The 23,320-nt window shown below is 29.8% G+C and carries 26 protein-coding genes; 19 read left to right on the top strand and 7 right to left on the bottom strand.

What is annotated here, in order from left to right; genetic code table 11:
* Positions 1-35 precede the first annotated feature (35 nt).
* The 9 genes from ureB to L8Y18_RS02785 are packed head-to-tail and all read left to right on the top strand — an operon-like array spanning position 36 to position 6,252.
* A complete protein-coding gene (gene ureB / locus L8Y18_RS02825) occupies positions 36-707 on the top strand; it encodes an urease subunit beta (RefSeq protein WP_263662726.1) in 672 nt (223 codons plus the stop codon).
* Entirely contained in the window at positions 704-2,401 is a 1,698-nt protein-coding gene (gene ureC / locus L8Y18_RS02820; protein ID WP_263662725.1) for an urease subunit alpha, read from the top strand. Before ureB ends, ureC begins: the two co-directional genes overlap by 4 nt.
* On the top strand, positions 2,401-2,868 hold the full coding sequence (locus L8Y18_RS02815) for an urease accessory protein UreE (RefSeq protein ID WP_263662724.1): 468 nt from the start codon (positions 2,401-2,403) through the stop codon (positions 2,866-2,868). Before ureC ends, L8Y18_RS02815 begins: the two co-directional genes overlap by 1 nt.
* A 2-nt stretch (positions 2,869-2,870) precedes the next feature.
* Positions 2,871-3,539: an urease accessory protein UreF gene (locus tag L8Y18_RS02810; RefSeq protein WP_263662723.1), complete on the top strand. Its 669-nt coding sequence runs from the start codon at positions 2,871-2,873 to the stop codon at positions 3,537-3,539.
* 10 nt (positions 3,540-3,549) lie between these two features.
* On the top strand, positions 3,550-4,149 hold the full coding sequence (gene ureG / locus L8Y18_RS02805) for an urease accessory protein UreG (protein ID WP_039617044.1): 600 nt from the start codon (positions 3,550-3,552) through the stop codon (positions 4,147-4,149).
* A 1-nt stretch (position 4,150) separates the two neighbouring features.
* Positions 4,151-4,903, top strand: coding sequence for an urease accessory protein UreD (locus tag L8Y18_RS02800; protein WP_220566958.1), 753 nt, complete (start codon positions 4,151-4,153; stop codon positions 4,901-4,903).
* Positions 4,904-4,949: 46 nt separating this feature from the next.
* Positions 4,950-5,336, top strand: coding sequence for a preQ(1) synthase (gene queF, locus L8Y18_RS02795; protein WP_039617048.1), 387 nt, complete (start codon positions 4,950-4,952; stop codon positions 5,334-5,336).
* 52 nt (positions 5,337-5,388) lie between these two features.
* Positions 5,389-6,033, top strand: a complete 645-nt coding sequence (locus L8Y18_RS02790; protein ID WP_263661396.1) for a porin family protein — start codon at positions 5,389-5,391, stop codon at positions 6,031-6,033.
* A 9-nt stretch (positions 6,034-6,042) separates the two neighbouring features.
* On the top strand, positions 6,043-6,252 hold the full coding sequence (locus L8Y18_RS02785; protein ID WP_039617052.1) for an alkylphosphonate utilization protein: 210 nt from the start codon (positions 6,043-6,045) through the stop codon (positions 6,250-6,252).
* Positions 6,253-6,266: 14 nt separating this feature from the next.
* Here L8Y18_RS02785 and thyX read toward each other — a convergent pair whose 3' ends face one another.
* A complete protein-coding gene (thyX, locus tag L8Y18_RS02780; protein WP_039617054.1) occupies positions 6,267-6,899 on the bottom strand; it encodes an FAD-dependent thymidylate synthase in 633 nt (210 codons plus the stop codon).
* 100 nt (positions 6,900-6,999) lie between these two features.
* On the opposite strand from thyX, the gene L8Y18_RS02775 reads away from it, so the two are divergent.
* The 3 genes from L8Y18_RS02775 to L8Y18_RS02765 all read left to right on the top strand — a co-directional run bounded on the left by L8Y18_RS02775 (position 7,000) and on the right by L8Y18_RS02765 (position 10,845).
* Positions 7,000-8,637: a CTP synthase gene (locus L8Y18_RS02775; protein ID WP_263662721.1), complete on the top strand. Its 1,638-nt coding sequence runs from the start codon at positions 7,000-7,002 to the stop codon at positions 8,635-8,637.
* On the top strand, positions 8,627-10,198 hold the full coding sequence (recJ, locus tag L8Y18_RS02770; protein WP_263659219.1) for a single-stranded-DNA-specific exonuclease RecJ: 1,572 nt from the start codon (positions 8,627-8,629) through the stop codon (positions 10,196-10,198). Before L8Y18_RS02775 ends, recJ begins: the two co-directional genes overlap by 11 nt.
* 68 nt (positions 10,199-10,266) lie before the next feature.
* A complete protein-coding gene (locus tag L8Y18_RS02765) occupies positions 10,267-10,845 on the top strand; it encodes a lytic transglycosylase domain-containing protein (protein WP_220566962.1) in 579 nt (192 codons plus the stop codon).
* 8 nt (positions 10,846-10,853) lie between these two features.
* Here L8Y18_RS02765 and prfA read toward each other — a convergent pair whose 3' ends face one another.
* The 5 genes from prfA to rsmA all read right to left on the bottom strand — a co-directional run bounded on the left by prfA (position 10,854) and on the right by rsmA (position 15,794).
* Positions 10,854-11,921, bottom strand: coding sequence for a peptide chain release factor 1 (gene prfA, locus L8Y18_RS02760; protein ID WP_133319093.1), 1,068 nt, complete (start codon positions 11,919-11,921; stop codon positions 10,854-10,856).
* Between the two features lie 3 nt (positions 11,922-11,924).
* Positions 11,925-12,188, bottom strand: coding sequence for a 30S ribosomal protein S20 (gene rpsT, locus L8Y18_RS02755; protein WP_039617063.1), 264 nt, complete (start codon positions 12,186-12,188; stop codon positions 11,925-11,927).
* 89 nt (positions 12,189-12,277) lie between these two features.
* Positions 12,278-13,039, bottom strand: a complete 762-nt coding sequence (locus L8Y18_RS02750; RefSeq protein ID WP_263659218.1) for a pseudouridine synthase — start codon at positions 13,037-13,039, stop codon at positions 12,278-12,280.
* Between the two features lie 9 nt (positions 13,040-13,048).
* Complete coding sequence (locus L8Y18_RS02745) at positions 13,049-15,007, bottom strand: ribonuclease J (RefSeq protein WP_263728425.1); 1,959 nt, start codon at positions 15,005-15,007, stop codon at positions 13,049-13,051.
* Positions 14,973-15,794, bottom strand: a complete 822-nt coding sequence (gene rsmA, locus L8Y18_RS02740; RefSeq protein WP_263661399.1) for a 16S rRNA (adenine(1518)-N(6)/adenine(1519)-N(6))-dimethyltransferase RsmA — start codon at positions 15,792-15,794, stop codon at positions 14,973-14,975. Before rsmA ends, L8Y18_RS02745 begins: the two co-directional genes overlap by 35 nt.
* 90 nt (positions 15,795-15,884) lie before the next feature.
* Here rsmA and L8Y18_RS02735 point away from each other — a divergent pair, with 90 nt between their 5' ends.
* The 5 genes from L8Y18_RS02735 to L8Y18_RS02715 are packed head-to-tail and all read left to right on the top strand — an operon-like array spanning position 15,885 to position 18,613.
* On the top strand, positions 15,885-16,418 hold the full coding sequence (locus tag L8Y18_RS02735; protein ID WP_263662720.1) for a purine-nucleoside phosphorylase: 534 nt from the start codon (positions 15,885-15,887) through the stop codon (positions 16,416-16,418).
* A gap of 8 nt (positions 16,419-16,426) precedes the next feature.
* Complete coding sequence (rlmN, locus tag L8Y18_RS02730; protein WP_263661401.1) at positions 16,427-17,497, top strand: 23S rRNA (adenine(2503)-C(2))-methyltransferase RlmN; 1,071 nt, start codon at positions 16,427-16,429, stop codon at positions 17,495-17,497.
* A complete protein-coding gene (locus L8Y18_RS02725; protein WP_263659213.1) occupies positions 17,494-17,604 on the top strand; it encodes a hypothetical protein in 111 nt (36 codons plus the stop codon). Before rlmN ends, L8Y18_RS02725 begins: the two co-directional genes overlap by 4 nt.
* On the top strand, positions 17,594-17,863 hold the full coding sequence (locus L8Y18_RS02720) for a hypothetical protein (protein ID WP_263659212.1): 270 nt from the start codon (positions 17,594-17,596) through the stop codon (positions 17,861-17,863). Before L8Y18_RS02725 ends, L8Y18_RS02720 begins: the two co-directional genes overlap by 11 nt.
* A gap of 45 nt (positions 17,864-17,908) precedes the next feature.
* Positions 17,909-18,613, top strand: coding sequence for a hypothetical protein (locus L8Y18_RS02715; protein ID WP_263662719.1), 705 nt, complete (start codon positions 17,909-17,911; stop codon positions 18,611-18,613).
* Here the strand turns inward: L8Y18_RS02715 and L8Y18_RS02710 are convergent.
* The gene (locus L8Y18_RS02710; protein WP_263662718.1) at positions 18,610-19,512 is read right to left on the bottom strand and encodes an RluA family pseudouridine synthase; all 903 of its coding nucleotides are present in this window, start codon (positions 19,510-19,512) and stop codon (positions 18,610-18,612) included. The two genes, L8Y18_RS02715 and L8Y18_RS02710, sit on opposite strands and share 4 nt — an antisense overlap.
* Before the next feature lie 79 nt (positions 19,513-19,591).
* Between L8Y18_RS02710 and purB the strand changes: the two genes are divergently transcribed.
* The gene (gene purB / locus L8Y18_RS02705; RefSeq protein WP_263659208.1) at positions 19,592-20,920 is read left to right on the top strand and encodes an adenylosuccinate lyase; all 1,329 of its coding nucleotides are present in this window, start codon (positions 19,592-19,594) and stop codon (positions 20,918-20,920) included.
* Positions 20,921-20,937: 17 nt separating this feature from the next.
* Positions 20,938-23,313 (top strand): ribonucleoside-diphosphate reductase subunit alpha, encoded by a 2,376-nt coding sequence (locus L8Y18_RS02700; protein ID WP_263659207.1) that lies wholly within the window; start codon positions 20,938-20,940, stop codon positions 23,311-23,313.
* Positions 23,314-23,320 lie beyond the last annotated feature (7 nt).

The following is a 23,320-nucleotide window of genomic DNA, read 5'->3' as shown; positions in this document are numbered from 1 at the left end:
GTTATATAATATCTAAAAAATTTATAAGGATTAAAATGCATTTTACTCAGCAGCAATTGCAACGATTAATGCTTCATTATGCAGGGAAAATCGCTAAAGATAGAAAAGAGCAAAAAATAAAATTAAATTATAATGAAGCTTTAGCTTATATATGTTATGAATTAATGGAACTTGCAAGAAAAAATTTAAGTGTGAGTGAATTGATGAGCATAGGGAAAACTTTACTTACAAGTGAAGATGTGATTGATGGTGTTGCAAGTATGCTTGAAGAAATTCAAATAGAACTTCCTTTTGAAGATGGCACAAAATTAGTTACTATACATGAGCCTATAGCAAATGATGATAAAATAAAAGCTGGAGAGATATTTTTATCATCAGAATTTATTGTGCTTAATGAAAATAAAACTTCTATAGAAATTAAAGTAAGCAATAAAGGTGATCGTCCTATACAAGTTGGTTCGCATTTTCATTTCTTTGAAGTTAATTGCTTTTTGTCTTTTGATAGAGAAAAGGCTTATGGTAAAAGGTTAAATATCGCTTCAGGAACAAGTGTGAGATTTGAACCAGGTGAAGAAAAAACAGTAAGTTTGATAGAATTTGGTGGTTTAAAAAAGGTTTTAGGTTTTAATAATCTTTGTGATGATTTTATCAATGATGAAAATAAAACTAAAGCTTTATCAAAAGCAAAAGAGAAAGGATTTCTTTGATTAAGATTAGCAAAAAAGACTATGTGAATATGTATGGTCCAACAACTAATGATAGAGTAAGATTAGCAGATACAGATTTGATTTTAAGAGTAGAAAAAGATTATACTTTATATGGCGAAGAAGTTAAATTTGGTGGTGGTAAAAATATTAGAGATGGTATGGCTCAAAGTGTAAGTGAGGGAGAATTTCCGGATTTAGTTTTAACTAATGCTTTGATTGTTGATTATACCGGTATTTATAAAGCAGATATTGGGATAAAAAATGGCTATATAGTAGGTATAGGAAAAGCAGGCAATCCTGATATACAAGATGGAGTTGATCCTAGCTTAGTTATAGGCACAAGTACAGATATTATCGGTGCAGAAGGTTTAATAGTAACTGCAGGTGGTATTGATACTCATATACATTTTATCTCCCCAACTCAAATTGAATGTGCCTTATATAGTGGTGTTACTACTATGATAGGAGGTGGCATAGGACCAAGTGAGGGAACAAATGCTACAACTTGCACAAGTGGGGCTTATCATATACATTCTATGTTAAAAGCTACGCAAAATTACCCTATGAATTTTGGCTTTTTAGGTAAAGGAAATTCAAGTAATAAAAATGCTTTAAAAGAGCAAATCATAGCTGGTGCATGCGGCTTAAAAATTCATGAAGATTGGGGTGCTACTTCTAGTGTGATTGATACTAGTTTAAATATAGCTGATGAAATGGATATACAAATAGCTATCCATACAGATACTTTAAATGAAGCAGGTTTTGTAGAAGATACGATTAAAGCTATTAATGGTAGAGTTATCCATACTTTTCACACTGAAGGTGCAGGTGGTGGCCATGCTCCTGATATTATTAAAATGGCAGGTTTTGAAAATGTTTTACCTGCAAGTACTAATCCTACTATGCCTTTTACTAAAAATACCATTGATGAGCATTTAGATATGCTTATGGTTTGTCATCATTTAGATAATAAAATCAAAGAAGATGTTGAATTTGCAGATAGTAGAATTCGTCCTGAAACTATAGCAGCAGAAGATAAACTTCATGATATGGGTGTTTTTAGCATTATGAGTAGTGATTCTCAAGCTATGGGACGCGTAGGTGAGGTAATTTTAAGAACATGGCAAAGTGCTGATAAATGTAAAAAAGAATTTGGTGCCTTGAAGGAAGATAATGATTTAGATGATAATTTCCGTATTAAACGCTATATAGCAAAATACACTATAAATCCTGCTATTGCACATGGGATTGATAGTTATGTTGGTTCTATTGAAGTAGGAAAATTTGCTGATTTAGTGCTTTGGCAACCTAAATTTTTTGGAGTAAAACCAAAGCTTATTTTAAAAGGTGGCTTGATAGTAGGTGCAAAAATAGGCGATGCTAATGCTTCTATCCCAACACCTGAGCCTATTATCTATGAAAAAATGTTTGGAGCAAATTTAAATGAAAATGCTTTACATTTTGTTTCTAAAGCTTCTTTAGAAGCTAATATGCCTGAAAAATTAAGCTTAAAAAGAAAATGTGTTGCAGTAAAAAATTGTAGAAATATTACTAAAAAAGACTTGAAATTTAATGATAAAGTTCAAGATATAGAAGTAAATCCACAAACTTATGAAGTAAAAATAAATGGTGAGCTTATTAGCTCTAAGAGTGTTGATTCTTTAGCTTTAGCTAGAAAATATTTTATGATTTAATGATTTTACTTCAAAATAAAATAACGCATTATGATTTAAACAAAGAATGCGATTTTTTAGAGCTTAGTTGGTTTGATACTTTTAAAAAGATATTAAGAACAACGACTTTAAAAGGACTAGATGTCGCTATAAAAATGCCTGGTAATAAAGGTTTAAATCATAATGATTGTTTATATGATGAGGATTTTTTGATTTTAGTGAAGATTAAACCTGAAAAGGTTTTAAAAATTCACATAGAAAATGAATACAACCTTGCTTTAATAAGTTATCAAGTGGGCAATATGCATTTAAATTTATTTTATAAAGATCATAAACTCATTACTTTAGAGCAAAATTCTATCATAAGGTTTTTAGAAAAATTTAATATAAAATACGAAAAATGTGAAGAAATTTTAGAGCCAAAATATATGCTTGATATGCCAAGTTTTATCCAAGTTGATCCAAATTTTAAACTTATTAAAGAATAAAGATGAATAAATTAAATTTTTTACTTTTACAAATTAGTGATTCTTCTTTTCCTATAGGAGCTTTTTCACATTCTTTTGGTTTAGAATCTTATGTGAATTTTGCTTATATAAAAAATATAGAAGATGCAAAAAAAGTTTTAAAAACTCAGCTTTATTCTAATATTTTATATTTTGAGCTTTTAGCTTTGAAAATAGCTTATGAAAATGCAAATGATGTAAAAAATTTACTAATTTATCAAAGAAAGTTTTTATCAAGTATAGTTGCAAAAGAACAAAGTCAAGCTTATGTTTTTCTAGCTAAACGCTTTGTAAAAAATGTAAGTCTTTATGGATTATCAAATCCTTTATTAAATCAATACATTAAAGAAAATCAAACTCCTATTTATCCTTTTGTGTATGCTTTATTTTGTAAAGATAATGAACTTGATTTTATGTATGAAAGTTTTTTATTTGCTTTAATGAGTAATTTTATTAATATTCTTGTGAAAATCGTGCCTTTATCACAAAATGAAGGGCAGATTTTACTTTTTCAATTACAGCAAGATTTTCAAAAGGTTCTTTCTAAATTACAAAATTTAACTTTAAAAGATTGGTGTGAAAATCATAATGTCTTAAATGATTATTTGGGTATAAAACACCAAAATTTAGCATTTAAAATTTATATTTCTTAAAAGGGTTATAATGGTTAAAATAGGCATAGGTGGTCCTGTAGGTAGTGGTAAAACAGCTTTAGTATTAAATTTATGTCAAGCTTTAAAAGATGAGCTTTCTTTGGCTGTAATTACAAATGATATTTATACAAATGAAGATGCAAATTTTTTAATCAAACAAGGCGTTCTTGAAAAAGAAAGAATCATTGGAGTGCAAACTGGAGGTTGTCCTCATACAGCCATTAGAGAAGATGCTTCTTGTAATCTTGAAGCTGTTGAACTTTTACAAGAGCGTTTTAGTGATTTAGATCTTATTTTTATAGAAAGTGGTGGAGATAATTTATCAATGACTTTTTCACCTGAACTTGTGGATTTTTTTATCTTTGTTATAGATGTTGCTCAAGGAGAAAAAATTCCACGCAAAGGTGGTCCTGCTATTTGTAGGTCTGATTTAATGATTATCAATAAAATAGACTTAGCTCCTTATGTAAATGCTTCTTTAAAAATCATGCAAGAAGATACTTTAAAAATGCGTGGAGATAGACCTTTTATCATGAGTAATCTTCAAACTAAAGAAGGTTTAGAAGAAATCATTACTTGGATTAAAAAATACACACTTTTAAAGGATTGATTTGTTTGCTCAAAAGAGTGTTTTTAAACTTACATTAGATACTATCAATGAAAAAACTATCATAAAAAATTCTTTTTTTACTCCTCCTTTTAAACTTATGAGGAATTTTTATGATAAAAAATTAACTAGTATATATGTTTTAAATTCTAGTGCCGGAATTTTTAAAGAGGATCATTTAAGTTTTGAAATCATATGTAAGAAAAGTACAAACACCGCTATACTCACACAAAGTTATGAAAAGGTATATGATACTAAAGATTCTTTTGCGAGTAAAAATATTGATTTTACTCTTGAAGAAAATGCAAGCTTTTTTTATATGCCAAAGCCACTTTTGCTTCAAGAAAATGCAAATTTTATACAAAACACAAAGATTAATCTAGCTTCTTTTTCAAGATTAGTTTATGTTGATTTTGTCATTTTTGGTAGAGTGGCTATGGATGAAAAATTTGCTTTTAAAAATTATGAGAGTTTAACTCAAATTTATAGAAATGATACTTTAATTTTAAATGATAAAATTAAAATCAATCCTTCTTATATGAAAGAAAATGATTTAAATTTTTTTGCAAATCATACGCATTATTTGAGTATTTATCTTTTTGGATATGATGAGTTTTATGAAGAATTAAAAGCTTCATTTGACGATATAAATCAACTTTTTTATGAGGGTTTGTGTATAAAAATTCTTAGTAATGAAAGTGAAAAATTACTTTCACTTCAAGATAAGCTTTTTAAATTTTGTCAAAATAAAATATAAAATATTGTGGTATTATAAAGTTTTAAAAACAAACTAAGGATTATAAATGCGATATGGTGAAAAAGAAATCAAAGAATTTAGTGTAGAAAATATGGAAGTTTGGCCAAATGATGCCAAAAATGATTATGTGATTAAAATCACTTTACCTGAATTTATGTGTTGTTGTCCGCGTAGTGGGTATCCTGATTTTGCTACAATTTACTTAGAATACATTCCAAATAAATTAGTAGTAGAACTTAAAGCAATCAAACTTTATATTAATACCTTTATGTATAGAAATGTTTCACATGAAGCAAGTATTAATGAAATTTATAATACTTTAAAAGAAAAACTTGATCCAAAATGGATAAAAGTAGTAGGTGATTTTAACCCTCGTGGTAATGTTCATACCGTGATTGAGTGTAGATCTGATTTAGTGGTACCACAAAATTAAATTTTTATTAAAAATAAAAGGATATATTATATCTTATTTAAAGGAGGAAAATATGAAATTAAAATTATTTAGTTTAGTTGCAAGTGTTGCTTTGGTTTCAAATTTAGCTTTAGCTGATGAAAATTCAGGAATATTATTAGGTATTGATGCTGGTTGGTTTCATACTAAGGTAAAATCTGATCTTGATCATACTAAAAATAATAAAAAATTTAATGGTGATTTAGAAGGAAATGTTCCTGTTTTTGGTTTAAGAGTTGGTTATCGTTTTAGTGAAAATCATAGAATTTATGGTGCTTATAATTATTCAAGCGAATTTAGTGATGTAATCAATACCACAAGATTAAAAATTGATGGAGAATTTACTACACATAAGTTTTTGCTTGGTTATGATTTTACTCCAAAAATCTTTGAAAAAACAAGAGCTGTTTTAGGTGTATATGGTGGCTATGCAAGAACGGATATTACTTTAAAAACAAGCTTTTTATCATTATCTCAAGATTTTGATGGTTATACTTATGGAGCAAAAATCGGTGCTTTATATGAGTTAAATCAAGCAAATGAAATTGAGTTTGGTTTTAAAGCCGAGCAAACTCATTATAATACAAGAAATTTCTACCAAAGCAAGGTAGGTTCAAACTTTTACGATCCTAAACAAACAAATTATGGTTTATATCTAGGATATACTTATAAATTCTAAGGAGAATATATGCCAAAAGATGCAAATGGAACTGAGCTTAATGCAGGTGATAGTGTAAGTGTTGTGAAAGATTTGAAAGTAAAAGGTGCAAGCACTACTTTAAAGCGTGGCACGACTATAAAAAATATTAAGCTTACAAACAAAGACACTGAAATTGAAGCTAAGGTAGATAAATTTGGTGTGATTGTTTTAAAAACTGAATTTCTTAAAAAAATATAAGTAAAAATTCCCAATTAATCTTGGGAATTTTCTTCTTGATAAACACAATGTTTAAAAATAAATTGATGTTCCTCAGGCAAGTTTTCAAATAAGGCATTTGCGAGTTGTCTTATCTCCCAAAGGGCTGATTTTGAGCTTCTTAGAGTGATAAAATTTTGCAAACTTCTTGCATTAATTGTTAAAGTTAATTCTGTTTTATAGCTTTCTGGTAAGCAGTATTTTGCTATGTCTAAACTAATGCTATTTTGCAAAATCAAACGCAGATTTTCTAAAGCTTTGATGCTTGCATTATCCACTACTTCATTTCCGGTTAATACTAAGTATCTTTTAGCATTTTCAAAGTCATTTTCTTTAAATTCGCTTTCATTTCTTAGTTCTTTTAAAGTATATCTTGTGCTTTTTACACTAGGACTAGTGTGGCGGTGTCTTGCAACTTCTTGTAAGCATGCTCTTGAAATACCTTGTATATAAAAAGTATAGTTTAAATGCTCTAAGGTTGAAGCATGTTTGAATTTATTTCCCACTCGATCGATTAATTCTTTGTCTTTCTCACCACCACAATCACCTTTGTCAAAACTTTGCCAACATGTTCTTGTTGCATGAGAGCATACAGAAAGTGGAGTATGATTTAATAATGTGATTTTCATCGAAAATTTCCTTCAAAAATAATTGAATTTTACACAAATGTTTATAAAAATAAAATTTTTTATTCGTTATAATTTCAAAAAAAGAAATTAAGGTTATTTTATGAAATTAAAACAAACTAAGTATATTTTTGTAACCGGTGGTGTTTTAAGCTCATTAGGAAAAGGTATAGCAGCAGCTTCTATAGCTACGATTTTAAAAAATTCAGGTTTAAAAGTAAGTATTTTAAAAGCAGATCCTTATATTAATGTAGATCCTGGCACGATGAGTCCTTTGGAGCATGGGGAAGTTTTTGTAACTGAAGATGGAGCTGAGACAGATTTAGACTTAGGACATTATGAGAGATTTTTAAATGAGAATTTAACTCAGGATAATAACTTTACCACAGGAAGAGTTTATCAAAGTGTTATAGAAAAAGAAAGAAGAGGAGATTACTTAGGAAAAACTATACAAGTAATCCCTCATATAGTTGATGAGATAAAAGATCGTATTAAAAAGGCTGGAGTTGATAAAGATATTTTAATTGTTGAAATAGGTGGCACGGTAGGAGATATAGAAGGCTTACCATTTTTAGAAGCTATTAGAGCTTTAAAACTTGAAGTGGGTAAATACAATGCTATTAATATTCACTTGACTTTAGTGCCATTTATCAAAGCAGCAGGAGAACTTAAAACAAAACCAACTCAACATAGTGTGGGAGAATTACGCCGTATAGGTATAAGCCCTGATATGATCATTTGCAGAAGTGAAAAATCTTTAGATAGAGAGTTAAAAGACAAAATCGCAATTTCATGCGGAGTTGAAAAAAACTGCGTTATAGAAAGTGTGGATGCAGCTAGTATTTATCAAATTCCACTAAATTTTTTAAAACAAGATATTTTAAATTCTATTGCAAGTTTATTAGATCTTCAAAATTTAAAGCCAAGTATGAACGAATGGGATTCTTTAGTAAAAAGAGTCATCGCTCCAAGTAATGAACTTAGTATTGCTTTTGTAGGAAAATATGTAGATTTAAAAGAAAGCTATAAAAGCTTAACAGAAGCCATTATCCATGCAGGCGCAGCACTTGATGCAAGAGTAAATTTAAAATGGATCGATAGTGAAAAATTAGAAAATGTAAATGTCGAAGAAAGCTTTAAAGATGTAAATGGGATTTTAGTAGCAGGTGGTTTTGGTTACCGTGGAGTAGAAGGAAAAATCAAAGCCATACAATATGCAAGAGAAAATAAAATTCCATTTTTAGGAATTTGTTTGGGTATGCAGCTTTCTTTAGTGGAATTTGCACGCAATGTTTTAAAACTAGAAGATCCAAATTCTCATGAATTCAATCCAAATTGTAAAAATCCTATCATCTTTTTGATTGATGAATTTATTGACGCAAGTGGAGAAAAGCAAATTAGAACAAGTAAAACTCCACTTGGTGGAACTATGCGTCTTGGAGCTTATGAGTGTCATATCAAGCCAAATACACTTTTAAGTAAGGTTTATGATAATCAAAAAAGCGTAAAAGAACGTCACCGCCACCGCTATGAAGCTAATCCAAAATATAAAGAAATGTTTGAAAAAAATGGGCTTATTATAAGTGGGGAAAATGAAGGTTTAGTTGAGGCTGTAGAGCTTAAAGATCATCCATTTTTCTTAGCAGTGCAGTTTCACCCTGAATTTACTTCACGCTTAGTTAGGGTTAATCCGGCTATTTTTTCTTTTATCAAGGCATCTTTAACAAATCATGCTAAATAAAGCCAAAATAAAAGAAATTTTACACCAGCGTTTTATCAATGATACACATGTAAAGCTTTGTGATTTACCTATGCCATCTTGTTTAAAAGATGTCTATAAGGGTGCTTTACGTATTAAAGAAGCGATTGAAAAAAATCAAAAGCTTGCTATTGTTGGAGATTATGATGTAGATGGGGTGATTTCTTGTGTGATTTTATCTGAATTTTTTGATGATATCGGATATGACTATGTGGTAAAAATTCCAAATCGTTTTAAAGATGGATATGGTCTAAATGAAGAAATCATCAATGAACTTAATGGGGTAGATTTAATCATCACTGTAGATAATGGTATAGCAGCTTTTGATGCAGCAGAGCTTTGTTTGCAAAAAGGAATTGATTTAATTATTACCGATCATCATATGCCTCCAGCTACTTTACCAAAAGCTTATGCGATCATTAATCCTAAACAACAAGATTGTGAATTTCCTGATATTGAAATTTGTGGTGCTCAAGTGGCTTGGTATTTAGTTGCTGCTATAAAAGAAGTATGTAAGATTAATTATAATATGTGTAAATTTATAGAGCTTTTATCTATCGCAATTATCGCAGATATGATGGAGCTTAGAGATTTAAATAGAGCCTTAGTTAGAAAAGGCATAGAGTGTATTAATGATTCAAAACGAGTTGCATTTAAAGCTATCAAACAGTATTTTGGTAAGGATAAATTTGAACTTGATAATATTAGTTTTTTAATTGCACCTTTGATTAATAGTGCAGGTAGAATGGATGATGCGATTATTTCTTATAAATTTTTGCATTCTAAAAATATTAATGAGGTTATGGGTTATTTAGAACAAATCATTACTTATAATAATAGCCGTAAAGATGAAGAGCGCGAGCTTTTTAAACAATGTTTAGAACAAGTTGATGAAAATGATCCTGTGATTATTGTCAATGGCCAAAATTGGCATGAGGGTGTTTTGGGTATAGTTGCAAGTCGTTTAGCAAAGCATTTTAACAAGCCTGCCTTTGTTTTTTCAGAATGTGAGCAAAAGGCTAAAGCTAGCGTTAGAAGCGTGGGTAGGATAGATATTTTAAATGTTATAGAACAAGCTAAAGAATTTGTTTTAAGCTATGGTGGACATAAAGGTGCAGCTGGAGTTTTAGTCGAGCTTGAAAAATTTGGTATTTTTAAAAATAAGCTTTATGAAATTTGTCAAAATATCCCTAAAGATGATTTTTACAATACTGATGAGGTTTTAGGTAGTATTGATCCAAATGAAGTTGATTTTGAACTTTTAGAGATATTGGAATTTTTTGAACCTTTTGGGCATAAAAACCCAAGACCATATTTTAAATTTGATAAGCTTTTTGTAAAAAACAAAAAAAGACTTGGTAAAGATGAAAATCATATAAAACTTATTTTAACACAAGGAAATAAGACTTTAGAAGCTTTATTTTTTAACTTTGATTATGAGCCAGAAATTGGTGAAAATATTGATTTTATAGCTAGTATTTCTAAAAATAATTTTAGAGGATTAATCACCCCTCAACTTACTATAAAAGAAATTCTTAGATAATTTATTAACTTATTTGCATAATTTTTATTTATAAATTTGCTATAGCATAAGTACTATAAAGGAGTAAAATGTTAAAAAGGATTTTATTATTAGCAATATTTTTTAATTTTACTTTTGCTTTTGATACAAAAATTTTTATAGGTGATACTTATATACCTGAAAATTTTTATAAATATGATAAAGATTTTAAAATCGCAGCTAGAAAGTATAACATACCCATGGCATTACTTAAAGCCATAGCTTTGACAGAGAATGCAGCTTATGAACATAATATCATTGGTAGAAATAAAAATCAAACAAGAGATTATGGTTTAATGCAAATTAATAGCATTCATTTAAAGCGTTATGGTGTTAGCGAAAAGGAGATTGTAAAAGTTAGTGCAAATATAGACATAGCAGCAAGATTACTTTATGAAATTATACAACGATATGGGTTTAATTGGAATGCTATTGGAAGATATCATTCAGCAAATGATAAATATAAAAATATTTGGCTTGATAAAGTAATGAAAAATTTAGTTGCTATAGTTTTAAAAGATAGTAAAGATCTTTTTGTAATGGAAAAATTTAGAGCTTTTAAATTAGTTTCGCTTTTGATAAATGTTGATAAAGAACAATATAGAATTTTATTAGCAAGCAATAATTAAAACAAGAATTATAAATTTTCTTGTTTTAAAGCCTCTGCTTGATAATAAGCGATTAATGGCTCAATGATTTCATCAAAAAGTCCACCTTCTAAAATCGCATCAAGTCTATATAAAGTAAGATTTATTCTATGATCACTAATTCTATTTTGAGGGAAATTATAAGTGCGTATGCGTTCGCTTCTATCGCCACTTCCAACTTGTGATTTTCTTGCTTGACTTTCTTTAGCTAAGCGTTCTTGTTCTTGCATTTCAAAAAGTCTTGCCTTTAAGACTTTCATGGCACTTTCTTTGTTTTTATGTTGGCTTTTACCATCTTGATTTACTACAACTATACCTGTTGGAATGTGAGTGATTCTTACAGCACTATCTGTGGTATTTACGCTTTGACCACCATGACCGCTACTACGCATTACATCGATTTTTAAATCATTTGGATTGATTTGAATTTCAACATCATCAACTTCAGGCATAATAGCCACTGTAATAGCTGAAGTATGAACTCTACCTTGAGATTCTGTTTCAGGTACTCTTTGAACCCTATGTGTGCCACCTTCGTATTTTAGCCTTGAATAAGCTCCATTTCCTTTGATAAGAATGATGATTTCTTTAAATCCACCTACGCTACCTTCACTTGAGCTGACTATTTCGTATTTATAATCACGATTTTCAGCATAGCGTATATAAGCTTTTACTAAATCCCCAACAAATAAAGAAGCTTCATCGCCACCTGTGCCTGCACGAATTTCTAAAAAGATATTCTTATCATCGTTTGGATCTTTAGGTAATAAAAGAATTTTTAATTTTTCTTCAAGTTGTGGCTTTAAAACTTCGAGATTTTTAAGTTCTTCTTTTGCAAGTTCACCTAGTTCAGGATCAGATAAAAGAAGTTTATTTTCTTCTATATCATCTAAGGTTTTGAGATATTCTTTTGCTTTTTCTACTATGGGTTCTAAATTTTTTTGCTCTTTAGATAGAGCTGTCATTTTAGAAATATCATTAGAGATATTAACATCACTAAGAAGAGTATTTAACTCATCAAAGCGTGCTAAAAAAGGTTTGAGTTTATCAGCTAACATTAATTATGCTAATTTGTTTACCAATAATGCTAATCTGCTAACACGGCGTGATGCAGTTTGTTTTTTCAAAAATCCGCGACTTACCATAGCGTGAATGCTTTTATTAGCTACTTTTAATGCATTTTGTGCAGCTTCTTTATCGTTATTTGCCGCTGCTTCACGAACCGCTTTTGTAATGTTTTTTAATCTTGTTCTATAAAATCTATTTCTTTCAGTTCTTTTGATAGTTTGTCTTGCTCTTTTTTCAGCAGATTTATGGTTTGCCATAATTTTCCTTTTTTATATAAATTAAATTGCTAATTATACAAAATTAAAATTAAATTTTAATTAATTTAAGTATTTTTAAAGTATTAATTTTAATACCTAATATCATTTATTTTTAAAAAATCGCGCAGTTTTTCATACTCGCCATTTTCCAAATAACGATATTTACCAGCTTTTAACATACCAAGATCTAATGCTCCAAATGCCACTCTTTTAAGATCCATCACTTCTAAATCAAAATGTCCAAAAAAGCGTCTTAGCTCCCTATTTTTACCTTCATTAATGATTACTTTTAGTTTCGTATAGCCTCCGCTTGAACCAAAAATTTCAAAGCCTAAAAATGGAGCAAAACTCATTGAGGTTATTTTAGTTTTGGCGTGAGCCCCTTTTTTTTCATTTTGAATTTCTAAGCCATTTTGCATAGCTTCGATGACATTTTTATCTATATTACCTTTTACTTTTAAGTAATATTCTCTTTCTAAATCACTATGCATAAGTGCATCTGCTATTACAGGTGAATCAGTTAGTAAAAGTAATCCCTCGCTTGCAAAGTCAAGTCTTCCTACGCTAAGCCAAGTGCTAAATTGTTTTGGTAAAGTATGATAGATGGTTTTTCTGCCTCTATCATCTTTTTTACTAACTATTTCGCCTTTTTGTTTGTGATAAATGATGACTGAAAATTGTGTTTTTTTATGGAGTTTTTTACCATTGATAAAAACTTTATCCTCAGCATTTACACTATCATTTAGCAAGGCTGTTTTTTTATTGATTTTTACTAAGCCTTGCTTGATTAGCTCATCAGCCTCACGGCGAGAATATTTGCTATTGTGTGAGATGAATTTATTAATTCTCATAATTTTACTTTACATCACAAAAATAGTTGGTACTATGGTTGGATATTTTTTGATTTTTCTAAAAATATGCTTTCTTAGTACTTGTCTAATTTGAGCTTCTAAAACTTTTGGATTATCTAAAATTTCATCTTTTACATTTGGGAAAAATTGACTTAAAACATCACTCATTTCTTTTGAGAATGCTCCATCTTGTTTATCAGCTACCAAGCCATAACTAAATACTCTTGGTTTATTAATTAGTGTTTTACTTGCTTTATCAAGCTGGGCGATGATGACAACTATACCGCTATCTGCTAGTTTTTGTCTATCAATTACCACATCATCTGCGATTTGTTTGTTGATTTGATTATCCACAAAGACTTTTCCTGTTTTAACTGTTTTTACACGTTTGATGTATTTTTGACAAAGCTCTACTTGATCCCCATCACTCATTAAGTAGATGTTTCTTTCAGGTATACCACATTTTAGAGCAGTTTCTTTATGTTTATTGATATGATTATACTCTCCATGCACTGGTAAGAAAAATTTAGGTTTTACTAAAGTTAGCATGAGTTTTTGTTCTTCTATACTAGCATGTCCGCTTACATGAATTTCACTAAATTCTTGATAAGCTACTTTAGCTCCTGCTTTTAAAAGAAAATCAAGTACAGCAGAAACATTTGCTTCATTACCTGGTATTGCTTTAGCTGAAATGATAACTTGATCGCTAGGTTTGATTTTGATAAATTTATGCTCATCAGTTGCCATTCTATATAAAGCACTCATGGTCTCGCCTTGACTTCCTGTAGTGACAATTAGTACTTCGTTGTCTTTGTATTTGCTTACTTCATCAGCGTCAATGAAAATTTTCCTATCAAGTTTGATATAGCCAAGTTCCATAGTAGTATAGAGATTTCTTTCCATAGAACGCCCTATAACACACACTTTTCTGCCGTATTTTAAACCATAACTAATAGCTTGATATACGCGGTGGATATTAGAGCTAAAGGTGCTCATGATTACCCTGCCTTTAGTTTTGGCAAAAATTTGATCAAAAGTAGGTCCTACAGAGCTTTCGCTTTTTGTATAGCCTTCTTTATATGAGTTTGTACTATCACTTAAAAGACAAAGCACACCTTCTTCGCCATATTGAGCTAAACGACTTAAATCCGTTGGATAACCATCAATTGGTGTTTGATCTATTTTAAAATCGCCAGTGTGTATGATGGTTCCTGCTTTAGTTTTAATAGCCAAAGCACAAGCATCGATGATAGAGTGGGTTATGTGAATCCATTCTAAATTAAATTCACCTATTTCATAAATTTGTCTTTTTGTTATAGGTCTAAACCATTTACGCTCAGCCTTTAAACCATGTTCTTCAAATTTATTTGAAATCATACCTAGTGCTAAAGGTGTTGCGTAGATAGGAAATTGAAATTCTTTGAAAAAATACGGTACAGCACCGATATGATCTTCATGAGCATGAGTGATGATGATAGCGCGAATTTTGTTTTTAATCTTTCTTACATAGTCAAAATCAGGTATGATAATATCTACTCCATGCATGGTTCCATCTGGAAAACTCATACCTATATCAACGATAATTGCATCGTTGTTGGTTTCAAAAACAGTGATATTTCCACCGATTTCCCCAAGCCCACCCAAAGGTGTAATACGAATTTTATGTTCGCTTGAGTTGTTGTGTTTTAAAGGGTGAAGTCTTAGCTCGTGCATGATTTTATTAGCTTCTATGCTTTTAGCAAGTTCTATTTGCCATTCTTCATTACCGCTTAATTTAGATGGTAAATTTCTATTTTTTTTCTTTTTCTTTTTTTCTTCGCTAGCTTCAGTTTGAGCATTTTCTACTTTTGTTTCATTTTTAATTTCACTATTTTGCTCTTGATTTTGTGAATCTTTTTTTCTTTTGTTTCTAAATTTATTAAATCTTTTAGTTTTATTTTGTTCTTGAGTTTTGTTTTCTTCGCTCATAGTCATCCTTTAAATAGTCATAAATTTTAAGGTATGAATCAACGCTAATTTCATGAGCTCTTGAGGTAGAAGAGATGTTTAGTGCTTCAAATGCTTTTAGAATTTTTTCTTTTTTATTTTTAAAATTAGATAAGAGTTGTTTTCTAGGATTTTGAAAACAAGCTCTAAGAAATTCTTTAAAAGCTTCTATATTTTCACATTTTTGCTGATAATGAGTAGTTTTTATTAACTTCATTACAGCTGAAGTAACTTTTGGTGGAGGATTAAAGCTTTGTGGTTGTATATCAAAAAGCATTTGTCTTTGGCATATTAATGCACAAAGCACCCCTAAGGCCGAAAAATTACTTTCTTTTTCATTCGCACAAAATTTCTGTGCCACTTCTTTTTGCACCATTACTATAAGCCCAAGGCAATTTTGATCTTCTAGGGCTTTTAAAATCAAATTTGTAGCAATATAATATGGTAAATTTGCTACTAAAAAGTACTCTTTATCGCTTAAACTTCCTTGATCAAAAGCATCACTTGCATTTTGATGAATAAGCTCAAAATTTCCACCTTCAATCTCATTTTGAAATTTTTTATTTAAAATAGGAATCAAATCTTTATCAATCTCATAAGCTCTAATATGAGCTTGTGGAATTTTCAAAAGTTCTTGCGTTAAATCACCTAAGCCAGGCCCAATCTCAACTATATTTTTAGTATCTTTGGGTATGGCTTGGATGATTTTATCTACCACGCTTTTATCACATAAAAAATTTTGCCCAAAATGTTTTTTTGCTTTTATCATAAATTTATTTTATCTAAAAAATATTAATTATAGCATTATTTTAAGCGCTAATTAGATAAAATTTGAATTATTTTTTATAAAGGTTAATTTTTGAAAAATCTTATAGTGTGTGCAGGAGGAAATGAGGATTTTAAATTTGCACAAAGTATAGGCATAGGTTTAGTTAATTCTGCTTTTTATCTAGGTAAAATTTTAAGTCAAGTAAAAACAGATAGAGTGATTTTTATAGGTACATGTGGAATTTACCAAGAAGGAAAAATTTTAGACATTTATGAAAGTTCTAATGCTGCAAATTTAGAATACGCAGATTTATTTGATAGTTTTTATACACCTATAGCAAATGAGATTAGATTAAATGTTTCACATGAAACTATGATTAATTCTTCAAATTATATTTGCAAAGATGAAAATATTGCCCAAGAATTTTTTAAAAAAGGCGTACATATAGAAAATATGGAAGCATACGCTGTGCTTTCTTGTGCAAAAATGCAAGGAATAGAAGGAATTTGTTATTTATGTGCTACAAATTTTTGTAATGAATTTGCACATGAAGATTTTTTTAAAAATCATCAAGAAGCAAAAGAATTATTAAAAGATTTTTTATTAGATAAGAAACTTATATAGGAAAAAAATTGAGTGAATTAAAAAATATATTAGATTTTACTAAAGAAGAATTAGAAAATTTAGTCCAGCCAAAATTTAGAGCAAAGCAAATTTTTGAATGGTTATATAAAAAATATGCAGACGATTTTTTACAAATGTCATCTTTACCAAAAGACTTTAGAGTGTATTTACAAGAAAATTTTCATTTTTCACCTTTAAAATGTGTGAAAGATGAAAAAAGCAAAGATGGTAGTATAAAATATCTTTTTGAGCTTTTAGATGGTAAAAAAATAGAAGCTGTTTTGCTACCTATGAAAGAAGAGCTTGTAGATGAAAATGGAAAAATCATCAAACATGCAAGATATACTATTTGTGTTTCCTCTCAAGTGGGGTGTAAAAGTGGGTGCAGTTTTTGTCTGACTGCTAAAGGCGGTTTGAAAAGAAATTTGACTGCAGGAGAAATAGTAGGACAAATTTTATGGATTAAAAAACATAACAACATACCTTATGAAAGAAGGGTTAATATAGTCTATATGGGTATGGGAGAGCCTTTGGATAATCTTAAAAATGTTTCTAAGGCAGTTAAAATTTTAGCTGATAATGATGCTTTAGCGATAAGCCCTAGAAGACAAACTATAAGCACAAGTGGTTTAGCAAAGCAAATTAAAGAGCTTGGAGAAATGAATTTAGGTGTGCTTTTGGCTATTTCGCTCCATGCTGTAAATGATGAGCTTAGAAGTGAATTAATGCCTATTAATAAAGCTTATAATATAGCAAGCATTATGGAAGCGGTGAGAAATTTTCCTATAGATCAGCGTAAAAGAGTAATGTTTGAATACCTTTTAATTGATGGTATAAATGATAAAATAGAACATGCAAAAGAACTAGTCAAGCTCTTAAATGGTATAAAAGCCAAAGTGAATTTAATACTTTTTAATCCACACGAAGGAAGTTTATATAAAAGACCAAGTGTTGAAAATGCGGTTAAATTTCAAGATTATTTAAGTGCAAAAGGTGTTACTTGTACGATAAGAGAAAGCAAGGGACTTGATATTTCAGCTGCATGCGGACAGCTTAAAGAAAGGCAGAGTAAACAATGACTTTTTTAGATATAGTCCAACTTATTTTTATAAGCATAGTAGTGATCATAGGACTTGGTGGGATTATTTATGTATTAAAAAATGAAGGGAAAAATAATGATAGATAAAAAACAATTGTTAGAAAATCAATTATTTCAAAATAGATATATAAAGCCAAATATTTCTTGGTATTTTTCTCATTTAAATGGTAAAAGAGGAATTGCTAGAATTTTTAAAGTTCCTTATGCTGCTTTGATGAAAAAATTTTATTTGAAAAAATACTTCGAAAAGAGGGTTTTAGAAGGTAAGGTGGATATTCCTTATTTAGAATTAGTTTTAACTACAAGATGTACTTTGCGTTGTGAATCATGTAATAATTTGATGTAGTATTTTTCACCATCAAATCAATATACCTGTACTTTAGAGGGTATTATGGAATCATTAGATCTACTTTTATCTAAAGTAGATTCTATTGCAAGAGTTAGAATTATAGGCGGAGAACCCCTGTTGTTTAAAGATTTACCACAATTGATTGATTATTTAGATGCTCAAAAGAAAATACTAACTTTTTCTTTAGTTACTAATGCAACTATTGATTTTAAAGATGAATTGATGAAAAAGTTAAAAAAATCTAATAAGGTTAGAAAAATTACAATTTCAGACTACAAAAGATCGCCAAATTTAAAAATTCCACTAAAACAAGAAAGCATTCTAAGAAAATTAAAAGAAAATAAAATTCCATTTTCTATGAACTCTAGTGGTGAAAATTCTACTTGGAGTGATCCTGAAAAAATTTATAAACGCGGTAGAAGTAAAGAAGATATAATCAAAAATTATCGTAATTGTCAAATGCCATGTGTAAGTTTGATGACATCTGAGGGCTTAGAAAATAAACAATTAGCACCTAAAGGAGCTATTTTTGTTTGTCCTATATCAAGCTCCTTGTCACGCTTAAAAGGACTTGAAGAATTTAATGGTGATTTTTTAAATTTAGAGGATTCTAAAGAAAGATTTTTTGAATTTTATTCTCAAGATTTTTATAAATCTTGTGATTATTGTAGAGATTATGGTAAACCAGCTAAGCAAATTGCAGTTGCAATCCAAACTGATAAGGTTTTAAAATTAGAAAAAGATTAAGGTAGATTTTTCAAAAATTCACCTTTTATATCTTTTTGAGATTGTATCAAAAATTTTTGATTTTTATATGTAAATTCTAAGCTAAAAGAGTGTAAAAGCAGTCTTTTAGCGCCTGTAATTTGAGCTCTTTTTATATCACTCATTTTTCCATCTAATATTTGCTCTATTTGTGTTTTTTCTAAACCATATAAAGGTTCACCTAAAATTTTATGTTTCACATGAAACAAATGTAATCTTATTTGATGTTGTCTGCCTGTTAGAGGTTTAGCTAAAACTAAACTAGCATCTAAATTTTCAAAATATTCTAAAGTATAAAATTGTGTTAAAGCTTCTTTGCCATTTTCACAAATATGCATCCTAGTTTTTACTGTATCATAGTCTTTAGCTAAATCCATGCTTTTATCTACTATAAATTCTTTTTCAGTTTTTCCTTTTGCTAGAGCAAGATAACTTTTTTGCACTAATCTTTTTTCAAACATAGTTTTTAACTCAATTTGTGCATTTTTATGTTTTGCTATGAGTAAAAGTCCGCTTGTTTCTTTATCTAGTCTATGAGCCACGCAAGCTTTTTCACCCCATAAATGCCAAATTTCATCACAAAGACTATAAGCACAATTGCGCCCATTAGGATGAGTTAGCACTCCACTTGGTTTTTCTACGATGGCAAAATCTTCATTTTCAAAAACTATTTCTAATCCTTTGGGGTTGTTTTCATATACGATTAATTCTACTAAACCATTTAAAAATTTATTTTTTTCTTCTACCAAATTTCCATCACAAAATAATCTTTTTTTATCAATGAGTTTTTGTGCTTCACGCATAGAAATTTTTAACTCTTCCATAAGTAGTCTAAATGCCTTTTTTCCATTATTTGCTAGTTTCTTTTTTATATATGCCATTTAATAACTTTCTTAGGTAATTTATAATAAAATTCAAGCTATTTTTTCATAAAAAATTATATAAAAAAAGGTCTTGAAAATGGTTGAAAGATATAGTAGAGAAATCATGGCTAAAAAATGGGACATGCAAGCAAAATATGATGCATGGCTAAAAGTAGAATTAGCTGCTGTGAAAGCATGGAATAAACTTGGTCTTATTAAAGACGATGATTGTGAAAAAATTATAAAAAATGCAAAATTTGATATAGCAAGAATAGATGAAATAGAAAAAACTACCAAACATGATGTTATCGCTTTTTTAACTAGTGTAAGTGAAAGCTTAGGCGAGGAAAGTCGTTTTGTACATTATGCAATGACAAGTTCAGATTGTATTGATACCGCAGTTGCTTTGCAGATTAAAGATAGTTTAGAACTAATCTTGCAAGATTTAGATCAAGTTTTAGCAGCGATTAAAACAAGAGCATATGAGCATAAAAATACCTTAATGGTAGGAAGGAGTCATGGAATTCATGGAGAGCCTATAACTTTTGGTTTAGTTTTGGCTATTTGGTATGATTCGCTAGTTCATGCAAAAGATTTAATTATTCATGCAAAAGAAGTGATTAGCTATGGAAAAATCAGTGGTGCTATGGGAAATTTTGCTCATGCTCCACTTGAATTTGAAGAAGAAGTTTGTAAAAATTTAGATCTTAAACCAGCACCAGTTTCAAACCAAGTTATACAAAGAGATCGTTACGCACAAGTTATCTCGGCTTTAGCTATTTTAGCTTCAAGTTGTGAGCAAATTGCTGTTGCTATCCGCCATTTTCAAAGAACAGAAGTATATGAAGCTGAAGAATATTTTTCTCAAGGACAAAAAGGAAGTTCAGCTATGCCTCATAAAAGAAATCCTGTTTTGAGTGAAAATATTACTGGTCTTTGCAGGATGATAAGAGCTTATGTAACACCTGCTTTAGAAAATGTAGCATTATGGCATGAAAGAGATATATCACATTCTAGTGTAGAAAGATTTGTATTACCTGATGCTTTTATCACGACTGATTTTATGCTTTCAAGATTATGCGGTGTGGTAGAAAAGCTTTTGGTATATCCAGAAAATATGATGAAAAATTTAAATTTAACTGGAGGGCTTGTATTTTCTCAAAGAGTATTGCTTGAACTTCCATTTAAAGGTATAAGCAGAGAAGAAGCTTACAAGATTGTTCAAAGAAATGCTATGAAAGTTTGGGCTGATTTACAAAATGGTAAGCCTGCTTTAAATGAAAAAGGCGAGAGTTTGTTTTTATTAGCTTTATTAGCTGATGAGGATTTGAAAAATTCTTTAAGTGAAGCAGATATTAGAAATTGCTTTGATTATAACTACTATACTAAAAATGTAGATAAAATTTTTGAAAGAACTTTTAAATAATAAACTAGGGGTTGTGAGTGAAAGTATTAAAAAGAAATGGAAGAACTGAAGAGTTAGATGTTTCTAAGATTAAAAAATATACTACCGACGCGGTGGCAAATTTAGAAAATGTAAGTCAAAGTGAGCTTGAAGTAGATGCAAAAATTCAATTTCGTGATGGTATAACAACAGAAGAAATCCAACAAACTCTTATAAAAACAGCAGTAGATAAAATAGATATTGATAGACCTAATTGGACCTTTGTTGCCGCAAGATTATTTTTGTATGATTTATATAAAAAAGTAAGTGGTTATAATGGGTATAAACATTTAAGAGAATACCTTGAAAAAGGCGAAAAAGAAGGTAGGATTTTAATCGGCCTAAAAGAAAAATATGATTTAGATGATCTTAATGCTTATATCAAGCCAGAGCGTGATTTGCAATTTACTTATCTTGGTATAAAAACTTTGTATGATAGGTATTTGATTAAAGATTCTAAAGGTATGCCTATAGAATTACCACAACAAATGTTTATGGCTATTGCGATGTTTTTAGCACAAAATGAATTAGATTCTCAAACTTGGGCTAAAAAATTTTATGATTTGATCTCAACTTTTGAAGTAATGCTTGCAACTCCAACCCTTTCAAATGCAAGAACTACAAGACACCAATTAAGCTCATGTTATATAGGAAGCACACCTGATAATATAGAAGGGATTTTTGATTCCTATCAAGAAATGGCACTCTTATCTAAATTTGGCGGTGGCATAGGCTGGGATTGGTCTAAGGTGCGTGCTATGGGTGGAAGTATAGATGGGCATAAAAACGCAGCAGGCGGGATCATACCATTTTTAAAAATCACTAATGACATAGCCGTTGCTGTTGATCAACTTGGTACTAGAAAAGGGGCGATTGCTGTATATATCGAACCTTGGCATATGGATATTAATGACTTTTTAGATTTGCGTAAAAATTCTGGCGAAGAAAGAAGAAGAGCGCATGAACTTTTCCCTGCTTTGTGGATTAATGATTTGTTCATGAAAAGAGTAAGGGCAAATGGTAAATGGACGCTTTTTGATCCTGCTGATACAGCAAGTTTATGCGATTTATACGGTGAAGAATTTGAAAAAAAATACGAAGAATTTGAAAAAGATGAAAGCATAGCTAAAGAAATTATAGATGCAAAAGAGCTTTGGAAAAAAATACTTTTATCTTATTTTGAAACAGGTATGCCATTTTTATGTTTTAAAGATAGTGCAAACAAAACAAATCCAAATTCCCACGCAGGAATTATAAGAAGTTCAAATTTATGTACAGAAATTTTTCAAAATACAGATCCAAACTATTATCAAATTAAAATCGTATTTGATGATAAAACAGAGCTTCATTTAGACGAGGATGAAGAGCTTACAATAGATGGAGGGTATAAAAAACTTGCTAAGAAAGTTTCTACTTTAGATAGTATCAATGGTAAAAAAGTTTACATAGTAGAAAAATATAAAAACGAAGGAAAAACAGCAGTTTGCAATCTAGCAAGTATAAACTTAAGTAAAATCAACACTAAAGAAGATATCCAAAGAATAGTACCAACAGCGATAAGAATGCTTGATAATGTGATTGATTTGAATTTTTATCCCCATGTAAAGGTTAAAAATACCAACTTAAAATCACGCGCTATAGGACTTGGTGTAATGGGTGAAGCGCAAATGTTGGCTGAAGCTCAAATTTATTGGGGTTCTAATGAGCATTTTGAAAAAATTGATCGTATTATGGAGATGATTAGCTATGAGGCTATTTTAGCTAGCTCAAATTTAGCCTTAGAAAAAGGAAGCTATCCTGACTTTGAAGGATCAAACTGGAGTAAAGGTATAGTGCCAATTGATGTAGCAAATGAAAATGCTAAAAAACTTACCGCAAGTGAAGGTTTGTTTGATCAAAGCGAGTGTGATTGGGAAAAATTAAGAGAAAAACTAAAAAGAGATGGCATAAGAAATGGTTATTTAATGGCTATAGCGCCAACTTCTTCTATCTCGATTTTAGTGGGTACTACTCAAACAATTGAGCCTGTATATAAAAGAAAATGGTTTGAGCAAAACTTAAGTGGTATGATACCAACTGTGGTGCCAAATTTAAGCGCTAATACTTGGCAGTATTATACTCCTGCTTATGAGCTTGATCAAAAAATCTTAGTAAAAGCAGCAGCGATTCGTGGTAAATGGATTGATCAAGGTCAATCATTAAATATCTTTGTTTCTTTAGATAAAGCAAGCGGTGGATATTTAAATGAAATTTATCAACTTGCTTGGGAATTAGGTGTTAAATCAACTTACTATCTAAGAAGCGAAAGTCCTGATAGTCAAAAAGTAAATGATGATGTGGTTGATAGAACTATAGAATGTGAAGGTTGTCAATAAAAATGGA

The organism is Campylobacter sp. CNRCH_2007_0968H, from assembly GCF_025773245.1.
GTDB lineage: Bacteria > Campylobacterota > Campylobacteria > Campylobacterales > Campylobacteraceae > Campylobacter_D > Campylobacter_D lari_D.
Note: the sequence above shows the minus strand (reverse complement) of the source record. Positions and strands in the feature narration are given on the sequence as shown.